This is a genomic window from Agrobacterium tumefaciens (assembly GCF_009649785.1).
GTDB classification, from domain to species: Bacteria; Pseudomonadota; Alphaproteobacteria; order Rhizobiales; family Rhizobiaceae; genus Agrobacterium; species Agrobacterium tumefaciens.
In genome coordinates this window covers 96,611-115,108 of record NZ_WJOK01000005.1, presented here as the reverse complement: position 1 = coordinate 115,108, position 18,498 = coordinate 96,611, and the positions used below count along the sequence as shown (strand labels likewise).

The 18,498-nt window shown below is 59.3% G+C and carries 15 protein-coding genes and 2 riboswitches; of the genes, 12 read left to right on the top strand and 3 right to left on the bottom strand.

The features are described 5' to 3' along the window. Positions 1-11: 11 nt before the first annotated feature. The 5 genes from pyc (at position 12) to GH784_RS07175 (ending at position 7,721) form a co-directional block, all read left to right on the top strand. Positions 12-3,473 (top strand): pyruvate carboxylase, encoded by a 3,462-nt coding sequence (gene pyc, locus GH784_RS07195; protein ID WP_038492474.1) that lies wholly within the window; start codon positions 12-14, stop codon positions 3,471-3,473. Between the two features lie 144 nt (positions 3,474-3,617). After that, positions 3,618-4,418: a DeoR/GlpR family DNA-binding transcription regulator gene (locus tag GH784_RS07190; protein WP_065705138.1), complete on the top strand. Its 801-nt coding sequence runs from the start codon at positions 3,618-3,620 to the stop codon at positions 4,416-4,418. A 12-nt stretch (positions 4,419-4,430) separates the two neighbouring features. Then, positions 4,431-5,621 carry an MFS transporter gene (locus GH784_RS07185; protein ID WP_065705140.1) on the top strand — a complete coding sequence of 397 codons (1,191 nt, stop codon included), beginning with the start codon at positions 4,431-4,433 and terminating at the stop codon, positions 5,619-5,621. A 120-nt stretch (positions 5,622-5,741) separates the two neighbouring features. Continuing rightward, positions 5,742-6,992: a flavodoxin-dependent (E)-4-hydroxy-3-methylbut-2-enyl-diphosphate synthase gene (gene ispG / locus GH784_RS07180; RefSeq protein WP_065705142.1), complete on the top strand. Its 1,251-nt coding sequence runs from the start codon at positions 5,742-5,744 to the stop codon at positions 6,990-6,992. Positions 6,993-7,058: 66 nt separating this feature from the next. Beyond that, the gene (locus GH784_RS07175) at positions 7,059-7,721 is read left to right on the top strand and encodes an OmpA family protein (RefSeq protein ID WP_019566011.1); all 663 of its coding nucleotides are present in this window, start codon (positions 7,059-7,061) and stop codon (positions 7,719-7,721) included. 32 nt (positions 7,722-7,753) lie between these two features. Here GH784_RS07175 and GH784_RS07170 read toward each other — a convergent pair whose 3' ends face one another. Further along, entirely contained in the window at positions 7,754-8,668 is a 915-nt protein-coding gene (locus GH784_RS07170) for a polyprenyl synthetase family protein (RefSeq protein WP_065688696.1), read from the bottom strand. 135 nt (positions 8,669-8,803) lie between these two features. Between GH784_RS07170 and mtgA the strand changes: the two genes are divergently transcribed. Continuing rightward, positions 8,804-9,550 (top strand): monofunctional biosynthetic peptidoglycan transglycosylase, encoded by a 747-nt coding sequence (gene mtgA, locus GH784_RS07165; protein ID WP_003516563.1) that lies wholly within the window; start codon positions 8,804-8,806, stop codon positions 9,548-9,550. Between the two features lie 15 nt (positions 9,551-9,565). Here mtgA and GH784_RS07160 read toward each other — a convergent pair whose 3' ends face one another. After that, positions 9,566-10,585 (bottom strand): aldose epimerase family protein, encoded by a 1,020-nt coding sequence (locus tag GH784_RS07160; protein WP_065705144.1) that lies wholly within the window; start codon positions 10,583-10,585, stop codon positions 9,566-9,568. A gap of 74 nt (positions 10,586-10,659) precedes the next feature. Continuing rightward, the gene (gene metA / locus GH784_RS07155) at positions 10,660-11,586 is read right to left on the bottom strand and encodes a homoserine O-acetyltransferase MetA (protein ID WP_003516567.1); all 927 of its coding nucleotides are present in this window, start codon (positions 11,584-11,586) and stop codon (positions 10,660-10,662) included. Between the two features lie 82 nt (positions 11,587-11,668). Beyond that, positions 11,669-11,745, bottom strand: a riboswitch (SAM riboswitch). 90 nt (positions 11,746-11,835) lie between these two features. On the opposite strand from metA, the gene GH784_RS07150 reads away from it, so the two are divergent. From GH784_RS07150 to GH784_RS07125, 6 genes are all read left to right on the top strand, one after another. After that, the gene (locus GH784_RS07150) at positions 11,836-12,489 is read left to right on the top strand and encodes a thiamine diphosphokinase (protein WP_025594605.1); all 654 of its coding nucleotides are present in this window, start codon (positions 11,836-11,838) and stop codon (positions 12,487-12,489) included. 4 nt (positions 12,490-12,493) lie between these two features. Next, complete coding sequence (locus GH784_RS07145; RefSeq protein ID WP_065705146.1) at positions 12,494-14,320, top strand: ABC-F family ATP-binding cassette domain-containing protein; 1,827 nt, start codon at positions 12,494-12,496, stop codon at positions 14,318-14,320. Between the two features lie 91 nt (positions 14,321-14,411). Then, positions 14,412-14,804: a VOC family protein gene (locus GH784_RS07140; RefSeq protein ID WP_065705148.1), complete on the top strand. Its 393-nt coding sequence runs from the start codon at positions 14,412-14,414 to the stop codon at positions 14,802-14,804. Between the two features lie 45 nt (positions 14,805-14,849). Further along, a riboswitch (TPP riboswitch) is annotated at positions 14,850-14,960 on the top strand. A gap of 38 nt (positions 14,961-14,998) precedes the next feature. After that, positions 14,999-16,012 carry a thiamine ABC transporter substrate binding subunit gene (gene thiB, locus GH784_RS07135; protein ID WP_065705150.1) on the top strand — a complete coding sequence of 338 codons (1,014 nt, stop codon included), beginning with the start codon at positions 14,999-15,001 and terminating at the stop codon, positions 16,010-16,012. A 19-nt stretch (positions 16,013-16,031) separates the two neighbouring features. Continuing rightward, positions 16,032-17,657, top strand: a complete 1,626-nt coding sequence (thiP, locus tag GH784_RS07130; protein ID WP_065705153.1) for a thiamine/thiamine pyrophosphate ABC transporter permease ThiP — start codon at positions 16,032-16,034, stop codon at positions 17,655-17,657. Next, a complete protein-coding gene (locus GH784_RS07125) occupies positions 17,654-18,370 on the top strand; it encodes an ATP-binding cassette domain-containing protein (protein ID WP_065705155.1) in 717 nt (238 codons plus the stop codon). The genes thiP and GH784_RS07125 overlap by 4 nt, the downstream gene beginning before the upstream one ends. The last annotated feature ends 128 nt before the right edge of the window (positions 18,371-18,498 follow it).

The following is an 18,498-nucleotide window of genomic DNA, read 5'->3' as shown; positions in this document are numbered from 1 at the left end:
GGGAGACCGTCTTGAAAATATCGAAAATACTTGTTGCCAACCGATCCGAAATTGCGATCCGAGTTTTCCGGGCAGCGAACGAGCTGGGGATAAAAACCGTCGCCATTTGGGCGGAAGAGGACAAGCTGTCTTTGCACCGCTTCAAGGCGGATGAAAGTTATCAGGTCGGCAGGGGGCCGCATCTCGCCAAGGATATGGGACCAATCGAGAGCTACCTCTCGATTGAGGAGGTCATCCGCGTGGCCAGACTTTCCGGCGCGGACGCGATCCATCCCGGTTACGGCCTTTTGTCCGAAAGCCCCGAATTCGTTGAGGCCTGTAACAAGGCTGGCATCACCTTCATCGGACCCACGGCAGATACGATGCGCCAGCTCGGCAACAAGGTTGCCGCCCGCAATCTGGCGATCTCGGTCAATGTTCCCGTTGTTCCTGCAACCAAGCCGCTGCCGGATGACATGGCCGAGGTGGAGCGGCTGGCCGAAGAGATCGGTTATCCCGTGATGTTGAAGGCCTCCTGGGGCGGCGGCGGTCGCGGCATGCGCGCCATCCGCAAAAAGGAGGATCTGGCACGCGAGGTCACCGAGGCCAAGCGCGAGGCGAAGGCCGCTTTCGGCAAGGACGAGGTCTATCTCGAAAAGCTGCTCGAGCGCGCCCGCCACGTCGAGAGCCAGGTTCTCGGTGATACCCATGGCAATGTCGTGCATCTGTTCGAGCGCGATTGTTCGATCCAGCGCCGCAATCAAAAAGTGGTTGAGCGCGCGCCGGCACCCTATCTCAGCGAAGCGCAGCGTCAGGAACTGGCCGCCTATTCCTTGAAGATCGCGGCTGCGACCAATTATATCGGCGCCGGCACGGTCGAATATCTGATGGATGTCGATACCGGCAAATTCTACTTCATCGAGGTCAATCCGCGCATTCAGGTGGAGCATACCGTCACCGAAGTCGTGACCGGCATCGATATCGTCAAGGCGCAAATCCATATTCTGGAAGGGGCCGCCATCGGCACGCCGGAATCGGGTGTGCCGAAACAGGAGGATATCCGCCTCAACGGCCATGCGCTGCAGTGCCGTATCACCACGGAAGACCCGGAGCACAATTTCATTCCCGACTACGGCCGTATAACGGCGTACCGCTCGGCGTCCGGCTTCGGCATTCGTCTGGATGGCGGGACGTCCTATTCGGGGGCGATCATTACCCGTTATTACGATCCGCTTTTGGTGAAGGTAACGGCCTGGGCGCCGCAGCCGGATGAAGCGATCAGCCGCATGGACCGCGCGCTGCGCGAATTCCGAATTCGCGGTGTTGCGACCAACCTGACCTTCCTCGAGGCCATCATTGGCCATGCGAGTTTCCGCAACAACACCTATACGACCCGCTTCATCGATTCGACGCCGGAGCTGTTTGCACAGGTCAAGCGTCAGGACCGCGCTACGAAACTGCTCACCTATCTTGCCGATGTGACGGTGAACGGGCATCCGGAAACCAAGGGCCGCGTTAAGCCACCGGCAAATGCGGCACAGCCGGTGGTTCCCTACATCGATGCGCCGACGCCTGATGGCACCAAGCAATTGCTCGACCGGCTGGGGCCGAAGGGCTTTGCCGACTGGATGCGCAACGAAAAGCGGGTGCTGGTAACGGACACGACGATGCGCGACGGCCATCAGTCGCTGCTGGCCACGCGCATGCGTACCCATGACATTGCCGGCGTCGCAAGCGTCTATGCCAAGGCCTTGCCGCAGCTTCTGTCTCTGGAGTGCTGGGGCGGCGCCACTTTCGACGTTTCCATGCGCTTCCTGACGGAAGACCCGTGGGAGCGCCTGGCGCTGATCCGCGAGGGTGCGCCGAACCTGCTGCTGCAAATGCTGCTGCGCGGTGCGAACGGCGTCGGGTACAAGAACTATCCAGACAATGTCGTGAAATATTTCGTCCGTCAGGCTGCGAAGGGCGGTATCGACCTGTTCCGCGTGTTCGACTGCCTGAACTGGGTGGAGAATATGCGCGTATCGATGGATGCGATCGCCGAGGAGAACAAGCTCTGCGAAGCGGCCATCTGCTACACGGGCGATATCCTCAATTCCGCGCGTCCAAAATACGACCTGAAATATTATACCAACCTCGCCGCCGAGCTGGAGCGTGCAGGCGCGCACATCATCGCCGTCAAGGATATGGCGGGACTTCTGAAGCCTGCCGCTGCCAAGGTGCTGTTCAAGGCGCTGAGGGAGGCGACCAGCCTGCCTATCCATTTCCACACGCATGACACATCCGGCATTGCGGCTGCGACCGTCCTTGCCGCCGTCGATGCGGGCGTGGATGCGGTGGATGCCGCCATGGATGCGCTTTCGGGCAACACGTCCCAGCCCTGCCTCGGTTCCATCGTGGAAGCGCTGGCCGGATCGGAACGCGATACGGGTCTCGATACCGAATGGATCCGCCGCATCTCGTTCTACTGGGAGTCGGCGCGCAACCAGTATGCGGCTTTCGAAAGCGATCTGAAGGGCCCTGCCTCGGAAGTCTATCTGCATGAAATGCCCGGTGGGCAATTCACCAATCTCAAGGAGCAGGCGCGCTCGCTCGGTCTTGAGAGCCGCTGGCACGAGGTCGCGCAGGCCTATGCCGACGCCAACCGGATGTTCGGCGATATCGTCAAGGTCACGCCGTCCTCCAAGGTTGTCGGCGATATGGCGCTGATGATGGTGAGCCAGGATCTGACGGTCGCCGACGTGGAAAATCCTGATCGCGAAGTGTCCTTCCCGGACTCGGTGGTTTCGATGCTGAAGGGCGATCTTGGACAGTCGCCAGGCGGCTGGCCGGAAGCCCTGCAGAAAAAGGCGCTGAAGGGTGACGCGCCCTATACGGTTCGTCCAGGCTCTTTGCTGCCGGATGCCGATCTCGATGCGGAGAGAAAGGCGATCGAGACCAAACTCGAGCGTTCCGTGAACGACTTCGAATTCGCATCCTATCTGATGTATCCGAAGGTGTTTACCGATTTCGCGCTGACATCCGAGACCTACGGTCCGGTATCCGTGCTTCCCACCCATGCGTATTTCTATGGCATGGAGGACGGTGAAGAGCTGTTTGCCGATATCGAGCGCGGCAAAACGCTGGTCATCGTCAATCAAGCCTCTTCCGGCACTGACGATAAGGGCATGGTGACGGTGTTCTTCGAGATCAACGGCCAGCCGCGCCGCATCAAGGTGCCGGATCGCGCTCATGGCGCATCCGGCTCTGCGGTGCGCCGCAAAGCGGAACTCGGCAATGGCACACATATTGGTGCGCCGATGCCGGGTGTCATCAGCCGCGTCTTCATCAATCAGGGTCAGGAGGTCAAGGCCGGCGACGTGCTGCTCTCCATCGAGGCCATGAAGATGGAAACCGCGCTTCACGCCGAACGCGATGGCAAGGTCGCCGAGGTTCTCGTGCGCCCGGGTGACCAGATCGACGCAAAGGATCTGCTGATCGCCTACGCGGAATGATGCCCACACGGCATCGCTAGCCGCGATATTTTGTCTTTCGTTATAAACGCCCGCCCTCCCGGCGGGCGTTTTGCTGTTGCACCTTCACTAAAACTCAAATATGCATGTTCGTGCACGTTTGTTCCTGTTTATGCATGAGTCCCGATGAGCGATCATTTTGTCAGCGAGCGGCAGGCGCTCATCCTTGCACAGTTGCGGCAAAGCGGCCGCGTGCTTGCACAGGATCTGGCCCAGAATTTCGGCGTTTCGGAAGACACGGTCCGCCGGGATCTGCGGGATATGGCGGCGCGCGGGGAGTGTCTGCGCGTCTATGGCGGGGCGTTGCTTTCCGATAGCAAGACGGTGCCGCTGAAGACACGGATCGCCGAGGATGCCGATCGCAAGGCTTCGTTGGCGCGGGCAGCAATTCCGCTTTTTGAGCCGGGCATGGTCGTCTTTATCGATGCCGGCTCCACCAATCTGGCCATTGCAAGAGCTATCCCCGCCGGTCTCAAATTGACGGTGGTAACGAATACGCCTGCTATTGCCGCTGAACTCACGGGGCGGGCCGATATCGATTTGATCATGATCGGCGGCAAGGTCGATCCGGCCGTCGGTGCGGCCATCGACGCCTTGGCGTTGCGGCAACTCGAGCTGATGCGGCCCGAACTGTGTATTCTTGGCGTTTGCGGTGTTGCGGCTGAGACCGGCCTGTCGGCGGATATTTTCGAGGATGCCGTGTTCAAGCGGCTTGCCTGCAGCGCCAGCCAGCGGATTGTTGCCGCCATCACCACGGAAAAGCTGGGCCTCAAGGCGGCGTTTCACGTGCACGACTTTTCTCCGCCTCTTTCCCTGGTGCTCGAACATGACGCCGACCGCACATTGGTCGAGGCGCTGTCGGCAAAAGGCGTACAAGTTCATTTCGGCGACGATGACGCCGTCCAACTCTCTCACGGTCAAGTCTGAAGGATATTACCGATGAACGGCCCCACGACATTTTCGCCGACGGTCAAGCGCTCGTCCTATCTGACGCGGCACAGGCTCGGTGTATCCCTGCTGTTTTTGATGAACGGTTTCATGATGGGATCGTGGGCGCCCAAAATACCGGAATTTGCGGCGCGCTTATCCCTCAGTGAAAGTGCGCTTGGCCTGATCATTCTGGTTTTCGGCGTCGGCTCGCTGGTTTTCATGCCGATCGCCGGTTCCCAGATCGCCCGTTTCGGATCGCGAACGGTCAGCCTTGCGAGTGCGGCTATTTTCTTGCCGACACTGCTTTTCATCTCCTGGGCAGACACGATCTGGGCAGGTGTGATTGCGGTTTTCCTGTTCGGCGGGCTGACAGGGGCGATGGATGTCGCCATGAACGCCAATGCGGTGGCGGTCGAGCGTGACATGCGCCGCGCCATCATGTCGTCGTGCCATGCTTTCTGGAGCCTGGGCGGCCTGATCGGTGCCGGTCTTGGCGGTTATCTCATCACGACCATTGGCGTGCAGGGGCATGCGATCGCGTTGACGGTCATCGCCCTTGTTTTGCTCGTCGTCGCGTGGCCGCGCGTTCTTGCGGATCGCCCGCATGCCGAGGAGGAGCGTCCGAAAGGTGGCTTGCCGCTGACGCCCTTGCCGTGGATTATCGGTCTGATGGCGCTGTTTTCGATGATTCCGGAAGGCGCGATCCTCGATTGGGGTGCCCTTTATCTGCGCAATGAACTCGGCGCTTCCGTGTCCCAGTCCGGTTTCGCATTCGCGGCCTTTTCCATGACCATGGCGGCCATGCGTTTTGCCGGCGATCTGGTGCGCGACCGGTTCGGCGCGGTCAATACCCTGCGGTTCTGCTCGGTCATGTCGATTGCGGGCCTTCTGATTGCGGGTCTTGCGGGAAATTCCACGTTTGTGATCATCGGCTTCGCTATTGCCGGCATCGGTATTTCCAACATGGTGCCGATCGCCTTTTCGGCGGCGGGGAACATGCCGGGATTGGCACCCGGCATCGGCCTGTCGGTCGTCACCACCATGGGTTATTCCGGGATTCTGGTAGCACCCTCGGCCATCGGCTTCATTGCCGAACATACCGGCCTGGCCAGCGTATTTCTCGCTCTGCCGTTGTTGCATGTGGTGGTTTTGCTGCTTTCGCGGCTCGCCCGGCATGCGGATGGTGCGGGCAAGGAATAGGCGTCTCGAATTTTGCCATGATTGCGGTAAAGTAGAAGCTCTTATGCGTTGGGTGTTGACAAGCAGGCCCCCTTGTTTCACCTCAATTGCCAGACCTTGCCGCAAGCTCCAGAGACCGCCATGACGTCACACGCCGATTACGATCCAAAGCCCCGCCGTGCATCCGTTGCCGTCGACGTAGGGGGCGTCATCGTGGGTGGCGGTGCGCCTGTCGTCGTACAATCCATGACCAATACCGACACGGCGGATATCGACGCCACCGTGCAGCAGGTGGCGGCACTCTTCCAGGCCGGTTCTGAAATGGTGCGCATCACCGTCGATCGCGATGAGAGCGCTGCCGCTGTGCCGAAAATCCGCGAGCGGCTGCTGCGCCTTGGCATGGACGTGCCGCTGATTGGCGATTTCCACTATATCGGCCACAAGCTTCTGGCCGATCATCCGGCCTGTGCCGAAGCACTGGCGAAATACCGCATCAATCCCGGCAATGTCGGCTTCAAGGACAAGAAGGACAAGCAGTTCGGCGAAATCGTCGAAATGGCGATCCGTTATGACAAGCCGGTTCGCATCGGCGTGAACTGGGGGTCGCTCGATCAGGAATTGCTGACGACGCTGATGGACAAGAACAAGGAGCAGGATTTTCCGCTCTCTGCCCGTCAGGTCACCCGCGAAGCCATCGTCCAGTCGGCACTGATTTCCGCAGAGCTTGCCGAAGAAATCGGCCTGCCGCGCAACCGCATCATACTGTCTGCCAAGGTCAGCCAGGTACAGGACCTGATTGCCGTTTATTCGATGCTGTCGGAACGCTCCAACCATGCACTGCATCTCGGTCTTACCGAAGCCGGCATGGGTTCCAAGGGCATCGTCGCCTCGTCTGCTGCCATGGGTTATGTGCTGCAGCACGGTATTGGCGACACGATTCGCGTCTCGCTGACGCCGGAGCCGAACGGCGACCGCACCCGCGAGGTGCAGGTGGCGCAGGAATTGCTGCAGGTCATGGGTTTCCGCCAGTTCATTCCGGTGGTTGCGGCATGTCCCGGCTGCGGGCGCACCACCTCTACCGTCTTTCAGGAACTTGCCCAGAATATCCAGAATGACATTCGCAAGAACATGCCGATCTGGCGTGAAAAATATCCCGGTGTGGAAGCGCTCAATGTTGCTGTCATGGGCTGCATCGTTAATGGCCCCGGAGAAAGCAAACATGCCGATATCGGCATTTCACTGCCCGGAACCGGCGAAAGCCCCGCTGCACCGATCTTCATCGATGGCGAGAAGGCGCTCACCCTGCGCGGTCCCAACATCGCCGCGGATTTTGAAGCGCTTGTGATCGATTACATCGAAAAGCGTTTTGGCCGGAAAGATGCGGCGGAGTAAAAACTACCGTGAAAATGCCGAAATTCCACTGTCATACCGCCTGAACCCTTCGGAGCATCAAAACACATGATCAAAAAAATCGCGATCGTTGCCCTTTGCGGGACCTATCTTTCCGCGTGCACCACCACCGATCCCTATACGGGTGAGCAGAAGATGTCGAACACGGCGGGCGGCGCTGGTATCGGCGCTGTCGTCGGTGCTCTCGGTGGTCTGGCTGTCGGCGGTTCGCCGGTCGGTCGCCGCAACGCAGCCCTCATCGGCGCCGGCATCGGTGCACTCGCCGGTGGCGCAATCGGCAATTACATGGATGGTCAGGAATCCGAGCTTCGCGCCCAGCTTCAGGGCACTGGCGTTTCCGTTAGCCGCCGTGGCGACAGCATCGTTCTCAACATGCCGTCGAACATCACCTTCGCGACGGATCAGGATCAGGTCATCCCGCCCTTCTATCAGACACTCGATTCCGTCGCTATCGTGCTGAACAAGTTCAACCGCACGCTCATCGACATCAACGGCCATACCGACTCCACCGGCAGCCAGCAGCACAACCAGGCGCTTTCCGAGCGTCGTGCGGCGTCTGTTGCAAACTATCTCGGCGCACGCGGCGTCGACCAGCGCCGTATTTCGACTCTCGGCTTCGGCCCCTCGCAGCCGATCGCTTCGAACGCAACGCCGGATGGCCGCGCCCAGAACCGTCGCGTCGAAGTGCTGATTTCGCCGCTCAAGGGCTGATTGGCTGAAAAACGGTGAGCCGGGAAACCGGCTCAGCTTTTCCGTTCGGCGATGAATCTGGCGGCCGCGATGAGTATCGCGGCCTTTTCGCCGTAGGGGGCCAGAAGTTCGGAGGCTTCTGCCACCTGTTCCTGAAGCTTGAGGCGCGCCCAGTCTTCACCGCGTAGTGCCACCAGCGTTCCCTTGCCGCGTGCGGCGTCCTTGCCGGTTGCCTTGCCCATGGTGGCGGCATCGGCGGTCAGATCCAGGAGATCGTCGGCAAGCTGGAAGGCAAGGCCGATCTTTTCACCGAAGAGGCGCAGTCTTTGCCTTTCGGAAACATCGCTGCCGGCGATGATCGCGCCTGCCTCGCAGGCGAAGCGCAGCAGCGCACCGGTTTTCATAGCCTGCAATGTAATAATGCCGGTCTCATCAGGTGCGTTCTTTTCCGCAGCCAGATCGAGCGCCTGACCGCCCGCCATGCCGCCGATGCCTGCGGCGCGGGCGAGCGAGAGCACGAGAGCCGCCTTGCGGTCTGCCTGGAGAGGATTTTCGTCCGATGCGATAATGTCGAAAGCGAGTGTCAGCAGGCTGTCGCCTGCGAGAATGGCGGTCGCCTCGTCGAATTTGCGGTGCACTGTCGGCTGGCCGCGGCGCAGGTCGTCGTCATCCATCGCTGGCAGATCGTCGTGCACCAGCGAGTAACAATGCAGGCATTCCAGCGCGGCACCGACATGATGGGCTGCTTCGGCATTTCCGCCGAGCAAGGCCGTGCTTTCTATGACCAGGAAGGGCCGCAGGCGTTTGCCGCCGTTCAGTACACCATGACGCATGGCGTCGAGCAGGTTTTGCGGGCGCGTAATCTCATCCGCACGCGCCTCTGCGGAAAGCAGGCGACCAAGCAGGGATTCGGTCTGTGCCGCGTTATCGCGCAGCTTCGTTTCGAAATTCGTCATCTGAGCGTCCATGCCGCGCTCTTTGGCATGGCGCGCGGGGTCAGGCAACCTTTTCGTGATTCCTGAGGTCAACTGTTTGACCGGACTCGCCTTGAAGGCGGCAATGGAATATGAAAGGCTTCGATTGGTGCGGGGCTTTGACGAATATTGAGCAGTACGCCTGAAAGCGACGCAGATTACGCCGTGCTGGCGGAAGACCGGAGCAGTCCGAAGGTGGATTTTCGCACGTTGGCAAAGCGTATCATCATGACCTTGCTGGCTTTGCTGATCCTGCCCTATCTGCTGATCCCGGTTTATGCCCTGCCTTTCATGCGGCCGGTCTCGACGCTGATGCTTGCCGATCTGGTGACACTTCAGGGTTATGACCGGCGCTGGGTGCCGCTCGAGGATATTTCGCCGCGCCTTGTGCAATCCGTGATGATGTCCGAGGACGGACAATTCTGTTTCCACGGCGGCGTTGACTGGAACCAGATGCAGTCCGTGGTCAACAACGCGCTCGAAGGCGCGTCCACCCGTGGCGCCAGCACCATTCCCATGCAGACGGCCAAGAACCTGTTCCTCTGGAACGGTCGCTCGTTCTTGCGCAAGGGGCTGGAGTTGCCGCTGGCGATTGCTGCCGATTTCGTCTGGTCCAAAAAACGGATGATGGAGATTTATCTCAACGTTGCGGAATGGGGACCCGGCATTTACGGCATCGAGGCCGCAGCACAGCACCATTTCAAGGTACCGGCGGCAAAGCTAAGCTCCCGCCAAGCGGCACTGCTTGCCGTTTCCCTACCCAATCCCATCGATCGCGTTGCCAGCAAGCCGGGGCGTGGTTTGCAACGGCTTGCCGGCCTTATCGAACGGCGTGCCCGAGCATCGGGCGGTTATGTGGGATGCGTGCTGGACTGAGCCCAGCCCGCCGTCTCAACCCTTCTTGAAAATATAGTCGGTTTCCTGACGCAGGGTCTCGCCGGGACGCAGGATCGCGTAGGGGAAATCGGGATGATTGACGGCATCCGGCCATATCTGCGTTTCCAGACAGAAACCGGCAAAGGGGCCATAATGGCGGCCATCGAGGCCTGGAACGGGAACATTCAGCTTGAAGGCTGAATAAAATTGCACGCCGGGTTCGGTGGTGTGAACCTCAAGGGTAATGTCGGAGGCGGGCGAATAGGCGCGGGCAACCTTGCGCTTGGCGCGACGCTCGGGCGAAAGGCAGAAATTATGGTCGTAGAGCACCTGCTCGCCATCCTCCGTTCGCCGCATCGGCGTCGGGTGGCGCAGGTCGAAGACGGTGCCTTCGACGGAGCGGATTTCGCCTGTCGGGATCTGTTTGTCGTTGGTTGGCAGATAAAAGTCAGCGGCGATGCTGATCTCATGTCCAAGTGCGGTATCAGCACCGTCGAGGTTGAAATAGGAATGCTGGCAGATATTGGCGATGGTCGGTTGGTCGGTCACCGTTTCATAGACCACCGAAAGCACGCCGCCGTCGCGGATCGTATAGGTCGCGGTCACCGTGCAATTGCCGGGATAACCGGCGCGGCCGTCGGGATCGATGATCTGCAGAACCGCATGGCTTTCGCCGTGTTCCATCAGCATCCAGTTACGTTTGCCCATCCCGTCGCTGCCGCCATGCAGGTGGCTGACGCCTTTTTCGTTCAGTTCCAGCTGGTATTCGTGCCCGTCGATCGAGAATTTTCCGTCACCGATACGGTTGGCATTGCGACCGGGTGTGGCGCCGAAATAGGATGAATATTTGTAGTCCTCGAATGTATCGAAGCCGAGAACGAGCGGCGGCTGGTGCCCATCGAGGCGCAGGTCCTGAATGACGGCGCCCCAGGTGATAACCTTGGCCGTCAGCCCGCCCTTCGAGATGGTGACGCGCTCAACCTTTTCGCCGGTTGCCGTGAAACCAAAATTCTCCCGTGCCGCCGCGTCGCTCATTGCGTCATTCTCCCGATATCTTTGAATTGCCGGCGGACGTTGCGTCATTTTCCGGCAATTCGCAATCCCGCAATTTACGCCGCTAGTTTGCCGATTGCTTCGAGGTCATAAGGCGTCGTCTGATATATCTCGTTGATCCAGTTGCCGAAAAACAGATGGGCATGGCTGCGCCAGCGGTTGAGCGGGGCAAGCTCCGGATCATTGTGCGGAAAATAATCATGCGGCAGCTTGATTGGGACGCCCGAGTTCACATCGCGGAAATATTCATCCGAAAGCGAGGTTGAATCATATTCGACGTGGTTGAACATATAGAGGCGGTTGCCCTCTTTTTCATGCACCAGACATACGCCCATTTCCTCTGACTCCATCAGGATTTCGAGTTCCGGGTGTTTTTCGATGTCGGCGCGGCGCACTTCCGTCCAGCGTGAGACCGGAACCTGAAAGTCGTCGGAAAAACCGTTGAGATATATCGACGAGGGGCAGAGATTGCGGTGACGATAGACACCGAAAGCCTTTTCCTTCAGTTCGTATTTCGGCACACCATGGAAATGATAGATGGCGGCCATCGCGCCCCAGCAGACGTTCAGCGTCGAATGGACGTTGGTTTGCGTCCAGTCGAAAATCTTTTGCATCTCGTTCCAGTAGGTCACGTCTTCATAATCAAGCATCTCGATGGGCGCGCCTGTGATGATGAAACCGTCGAACTTGCGGTGGCGCACTTCCTCCCATGTCTCATAGAAGGACAGAAGGTGCTCTTCCGGCGTATTCTTGGCACGATGGCCGCCAATGCGGATCAGCGAAAACTCCACCTGCAGCGGCGATGCGCCGACGAGGCGCGCCATCTGCACTTCCGTCTTGATCTTGTTCGGCATGAGATTGAGAAGCCCGATCTGGAGCGGGCGGATATCCTGCCGGATGGCCGCCGTTTCTGTCATGACCCGCACGCCCTCATGAACGAGGGTGTCGAAGGCGGGAAGCGTATCGGGAATCTTGATCGGCATGTCGAACTCTCTTTTCGGATGACGTAAAGAACGTTGCGAAAACAAAAAAACCGGCAGCGAAATCGCAGCCGGTCCCAGGAAATTACCCTTTTCCTCGACCCTTTAGCGACTTCTTTAAAGTGGCTGCAAGCCGGTCGGCAAATCACCACTGAGGCGTTTCATAATCCCGAAGCCGACGAAAATCAATATCGGCTTATTTCATCGGGTTTCTGCCTTTCCATTTTTGCCTGAGGTGCGATAAGGCAGGGCATGGATAGAGAACGCTTCACCATTCTGCTTGGCGGCGATGTCACCGTTACCGACCGCCTCAAAGCGGCGGTTGAGGGTAGCCGTGTGATTGCGGCCGATGGCGGCATGCGCCATGCCGCACCGCTCGGGCTCACACCCGAGCTCTGGGTGGGGGATTTCGATTCCACCGACAAGGACCTGCTGGACGCCTGGCCCGATGTGGTGCGACAGCCCTATCCCGCTGCAAAGGCTGTGACCGATGGCGAAATTGCGGTGTCGGAGGCACTTGCCCGCGGCGCGCGTTCTCTGGTGCTTGCCGGTGCGCTTGGTGGAGCGAGAAGCGACCACGCACTTCAGCACCTTCTTTACGCGGTGGCGCTTACTGAGCGTGGTCTCAACGTTACGCTGACCTCCGGCGAAGAGGAGGCCCGCCCGCTGCTGGCAGGGTCGTTCGACCTTGATCTGCCACCCGGTGCGCTGTTTTCCGTTGCCGGGTTTACCGACCTTGTGGGGCTCGATATCGGCAATGTGCGTTATCCTCTCAAGGATTTCCCGCTTGCTTTCGGCTCTTCCCGCACTATTTCCAATGTCGCGAATGGCGGCCCTGTGCATTTCTCGCTGAAAAGCGGAAAAGCCATCGTGCTCGCCCGCCCTTATGATCTGACCGGAGCCTGACGCCTTGGCACCCCCAATTTTGAAACTCGATGACATCAAGCTGACCTTCGGCGTGACCCCGCTGCTCGACGGCGCCAATCTTCAGGTGGAGCCGGGCGACCGCATCTGCCTTGTCGGACGCAACGGTTCGGGCAAGTCGACCCTGATGAAGATCGCCGCTGGTCTGGTCGAGGCGCAGTCTGGCGAGGTTTTCCGTCACCCCTCCGCCACCATCCGTTATCTGGAACAGGCGCCGGATTTTGCCGGTTACGACACCGTGCAGGCCTATGCCGAGGCGGGGCTGGGACCTGGCGACGATCCCTATCGCGTTACCTATATTCTCGAGCATCTGGGCCTGACGGGACAGGAACATCCGGATAGCCTGTCCGGCGGCGAAGCGCGGCGCGCGGCCCTTGCCCGCGTCATGGCGCCTGAACCCGATATTCTGATGCTGGACGAGCCGACCAACCATCTGGACCTGCCCACCATCGAATGGCTTGAAGGCGAGTTGCAGCAGACGCGTAGCGCGCTGGTGCTGATCTCGCACGACAGGCGTTTTCTGGAGAAGGTTTCGACCTCGACCGTGTGGCTGGATCGCGGCCAGTCCCGTCGTCTCAATCGCGGTTTTGCGCATTTCGAGGAATGGCGCGACAAGGTGCTGGAAGAGGAAGAGCTGGAGCAGCACAAGCTCGGCAAGGCCATCGAGCGTGAAGAACACTGGATGCGTTACGGCGTGACCGCGAGACGCAAGCGCAACATGCGCCGCGTGGGCGAGCTTCAGGCAATGCGTGCGGACTATCGCGGCCACAAGGGACCGCAGGGCAGCGTGCAGGCGACGGCTGCGGAGGTGCGGGAATCCGGCAAACTGGTCATCGAGGCAGACGCAATCACCAAGTCTTACGGCGAGCGCGTGATCATCGCGCCGTTTTCGCTACGGGTGCATCGCGGTGATTGCATCGGTCTCGTCGGGCCGAACGGTGCCGGCAAGACAACGCTTTTGAAGATGCTGACCGGCCAGCTTCAGCCCGATAGCGGCACGGTAAAGCTCGGCACCAATCTGGAAATCGCGACGCTTGACCAGAAGCGCGAGGATCTCAATCCAAACGATACGCTCGCTCATTACCTCACCGACGGTCGCGGCGACAATTTGCTGGTCAATGGCGAGTTGAAACATGTGACGGGTTACATGAAGGACTTCCTGTTCCAGCCGGAACAGGCCCGCACGCCCATCCGCAACCTCTCCGGTGGTGAGCGCGCCCGTCTTATTCTTGCGCGCATTCTGGCGCGGCCTACCAACCTGCTGATCCTTGACGAGCCGACCAACGATCTCGATATCGAAACGCTCGATCTGTTGCAGGAAATCGTTGCGGGCTTTTCCGGCACGGTCATTCTCGTCAGCCACGACCGCGATTTCCTCGACCGTACCGTCACCTCCACAATCGCGCCCGCCAATCCGGACCAGCCGGATGGACGCTGGATCGAATATGCCGGCGGCTATTCGGACATGATGGCGCAACGCAAGGGTGCCGCAGAAGAAAAGCGCAAGGCGGAGAAGCAGGAAAAGGCAAAGACCACCCCTTCCGCCTCCGCGTCGCAGGACCCTTCAAAGGCCAAGGGCAAGCTTTCTTTCAAGCAAAAATTTGCGCTCGAAAACCTTCCAAAGGAGATGGAGAAGGCGCAGGGCGAAATCGCCAAGCGTGAGCAGCGCATGGCCGACCCCAATCTGTTCACCAAGGACCCGGCTACCTTCAATACGCTGGCGCAGGAAATGACAAAGCTGCGCGAAAAGCTCGAAGCCATGGAAGAGGAATGGCTGGAGCTGGAGATGCTGCGCGAGGAAATTGAAGGGTGACTTGGTCGCGATTTCTTGACTGAGGTCTCATCCACCTTTGACAGGGAGGCGGAATTGCCGTTTCCTGTGCGGGTTCGGAGGAGTTCAGAAAATGCGCATGATCTTCGTCAATCTGCCGGTCAAGAATATCGAGACATCGAGAAGCTTCTTCACGGCTCTCGGTTTCACCTTCAATCCGGAATATTCGGATGACCGCACGCTCTGCATGATCGTTGAGGAGAACATCTTCGTGATGCTTCTTCAGGAGGAGCGTTTTCGCGATTTCATCAATGGCGATATCGCCGACGCCACACGCAGCACCGAGGTCCTGACCTGTCTCACAGCGGGAAGCCGTGAGGAAATCGACCGGATGATCGAAACGGCGCTTGCCTCCGGTGGCAACACCTGGAAACCGGTTCAGGATCACGGTTTCATGTATGCCGGTAGTTTTCAGGATCCCGACGGCCATGTCTGGGAACTGGTGCACATGGTGCAGCAGGCCTGACGGCAGCCATCTTGCCAATCAGAGACAGCGGGACTACATCATCATCTTGATCTAACGGGGTGTCTTTTGTGCTTGCGTGCAAAAGGCTGAGAGGCTTGCCAACCCGAAGAACCTGATCCGGTTCATACCGGCGGAGGGATTAGACGGCTTAAGGCAAGCGGCTATTTCCCTTTTCGTTTTTTGAGGAGATACCCGTGCGCCGTCGTCTTTTCCTGAATTCCCTCGTTGCCGTTTCGTTGTTTCTGCCCGGTCTTGCCACTGCTCAGGACAGACAGGAACTGACTGTCTACACCTATGAAAGCTTCGTTTCCGAATGGGGTCCCGGCCCCAAGGTGAAAGAGGCCTTCGAGAAAGTGTGCAATTGCACGGTCAATTTCGTCGGTGTGGCGGATGGCGTGGCGCTGCTCAACCGCCTGAAGCTTGAAGGGGCGGCGTCGAAGGCGGATGTCGTTGTTGGTCTCGACACCAATCTGGTCGCGGAAGCGAAACAGACCGGCCTCTTCGATATCAGCGGTATCGATGCATCGGCGGCCAAGGTGCCGGGCGGTTACAAGGACGACGTTTTCGTCCCTTACGACTACGGTCATTTCGCCGTTGTCTATGACACGCAGACGATAAAAAATCCGCCGACGAGCCTGAAGGATCTGGTGGACGGCGATCCTTCACAGAAAATCGCCATTCAGGACCCGCGCACCTCCACGCCGGGGCTTGGCCTGCTGCTCTGGGTGAAGTCCGTTTACGGCGACAAGGCACCGGAAGCCTGGGCGAAGCTCCGGAAGCGCATTCTCACCGTCACGCCGGGCTGGTCGGAATCCTATGGCCTTTTCACCAAGGGTGAGGTGCCGATGGTGCTCTCCTACACCACGTCGCCTGCCTATCACATGGTCTCGGAAAAGACGGATCGCTATCAGGCCGCGGGTTTTTCCGAGGGGCACTACATTCAGATCGAGGTTTCCGGCCTTCTCAAAAACGCGCCGCACAAGGAACTGGCGAAGCAGTTCCTCGCTTTCACGCTCACATCAGGATTTCAGGATGCCATTCCGGAAAACAACTGGATGATGCCGGTCGCGGCAACGTCCACGCCCCTGCCCGAGGCATTTTCCAAACTCGTCGTACCGCAGAAGACCTTCCTGATGGACCCGGAAGAGGTGGCGAAGAACCGCAAGGCCTGGATCGATGAATGGCTTGCGGCCATGAGCATGAACTGAGCAAGAGGCACGCCCGCGCATGATGCTGCGTCGCGACTACAGATGGTCGATCATTGGCGGAACGGCGGCGTTTGCCGCCGTTTTCCTGTTCATGGCGCTTGCTGTCTCAGCACTCCTGTCTTTCGATGCCGGCACATCCGCCGCCGGAATCGTGGATGCCTACACGCTGCGCATCCTGCGCTTCACGCTCTATCAGGCAACGTTGTCCACTGTTCTTTCCATTGTTCTCGGCCTGCCGGTGGCGCTTGCGCTCTCCCGCAGACAGGATTTTCCGGGGCGGATTTGGATTATCAGGTTGATGGCTGTGCCGATGGGGCTGCCGGTCATCGTCGGCGCCTTCGGCATCATCACGATCTGGGGCAGGCAGGGTGTTTTGAATACTGCCCTTGTTTTTGCCGGTGCGGAGCAGCCCTTCAGTATTTACGGCCTCTCCGGCATTCTCGTCGCCCATGTGTTTTTCAATCTGCCGCTTGCGGTGCGGCTGATGCTGGCCGGGCTGGAGCGGATTCCGGGCGAATATTGGCGGATGGCGGCAAGTCTTGGCATGGGGCCGGTTTCGGTTTTCCGCTTCATCGAGTGGCCGGCCGTCTCGCGGCTTGTTCCCGGTATTGCCGGGCTTGTCTTCATGCTGTGCGCCACCAGCTTCACGCTAGTGCTTCTGCTGGGCGGTGGACCGGCGGCAACGACACTTGAGGTCGCAATCTATCAGGCGCTGCGGTTTGATTTCGATCCGCAACGGGCAATCGCGCTTTCGGTTTTGCAGATTGCAATCACAGCAGTTCTGCTCGGCCTTCTTGCCTTTTTGCCATTGCCCGAGGCGGAAATTGCCTCGCTTGGCCGCCCTGTTCGCCGTTTCGACGGCAAGCGTGTTGGCGCGCGCCTGTGGGACGGAGCGGCAATCATTTTTGCGGTTCTGCTGGTCGGCCTGCCGCTTGTTGCCATAACCGTCTCGGGTTTGGGGGCCGATCTGCCGCGTCTTTTGTCCGCGCCGATCTTCCTGCGTGCGGCGGCGACCAGCCTTGCAATCGCTGCGCTCTCCGCAACTCTCGTCGTGCTCTGCTGCTTTGCGATCATCGGTGCGCGACAGGCCGTGGGTTCCAAACGGCGCGCGGCTCAACCCTTGCGCCTTTTGTCCGCCACGCTCGGGGCGGGGTCATCGCTGGTGCTGCTGGTGCCGCCCGTCGTGCTGGGAAGCGGGTGGTTCCTGTTGCTGCGGCCCTTTGGAGATGTCAGTTTTTATGCTCCCGTTCTCGTGGCGCTCATCAACATGCTGATGGCGTTGCCGCTTGCCATGCGGGTGCTGGAGCCAGCCTTCACCAGCCATTTTTTACGCACGTCCCGGCTCTCCGCCAGCCTTGGGCTTCAGGGATTGACGCGGCTGCGGTTCGCCGATCTGCCGGTATTGCGGCGGCCACTGCTGATGGCGTTTTCCTTTGCCATGGCCCTGTCGCTCGGTGATCTCGGGGCGGTTGCGCTGTTCGGGTCGGAAAATTTCGTCACGTTGCCATGGCTGGTCTATAGCAATATGGGCAGCTACCGCACCAATGATGCCGCCGGATACGCGTTCATCCTTGGCGTCGTCTGCCTGCTGCTTGCCGCGGGCGGCGTTTCACGGCAATCCCAATCAGCAAGGGCGAGCATATGACGGGTGACGAATTTGCCGTGGGGCTGGACAAGGTCAGGCTGCGGCTCGGAACGCAGGATTTCGATCTCGATTGTGCATTCCCGCAAGGCCAGATGACCGCCGTTGTCGGTGCCTCCGGTTCTGGCAAGTCGACGCTCCTCAATCTCATCGCCGGTTTTGAATTGCCCGATTCCGGGCGCGTCCTGATCGGCGGGCGGGACATGAAGGCGCTCGATCCTTCCGAGCGACCGGTCTCCTTGATCTTCCAGGATAATAATCTTTTCGCCCATCTCGATATCTTCACCAATGTCGCGCTCGGCATCAGCCCCGGGCTGAAGCTGGGGGAGGAAGACAGGCAGAGGATCGACGTGGCGCTCACACGCGTTGGTCTTGCGGGTTTTGACAAACGTTTGCCGGGCACGCTTTCCGGCGGGGAAAGGCAAAGGGCGGCGCTGGCGCGTGCGCTGGTCCGGAAAAAACCGGTCATGCTGCTGGACGAGCCTTTCGCGGCCCTAGATCCGGGGCTGCGGGCGGGCATGACCTCCCTGCTTCTCGACTTGCATGCCGAAACAAAAAATACGGCGATTATTGTTACGCACCATCCAGACGACATAAAAAAGCTGGCGCAGCGGGTGGTTTTTCTTGATCGTGGCCGCGTTGTCTATGCGGGCTCGACCACAGATTTCTTCGCCACACAAAATGTGAAGGCGGTCGACAGTTTTCTGAACGGCTGATCGCCTTATTTTCGACGCGTGCCGCTGGCAATCGCTTTAGATAACTTCAATGGCCTTAATTTGCACTTGCCAGTTTCAAGTCGTTGCCCGAGAAAAGACGAGAATTATTGCGTTCTTCAGGAATATTC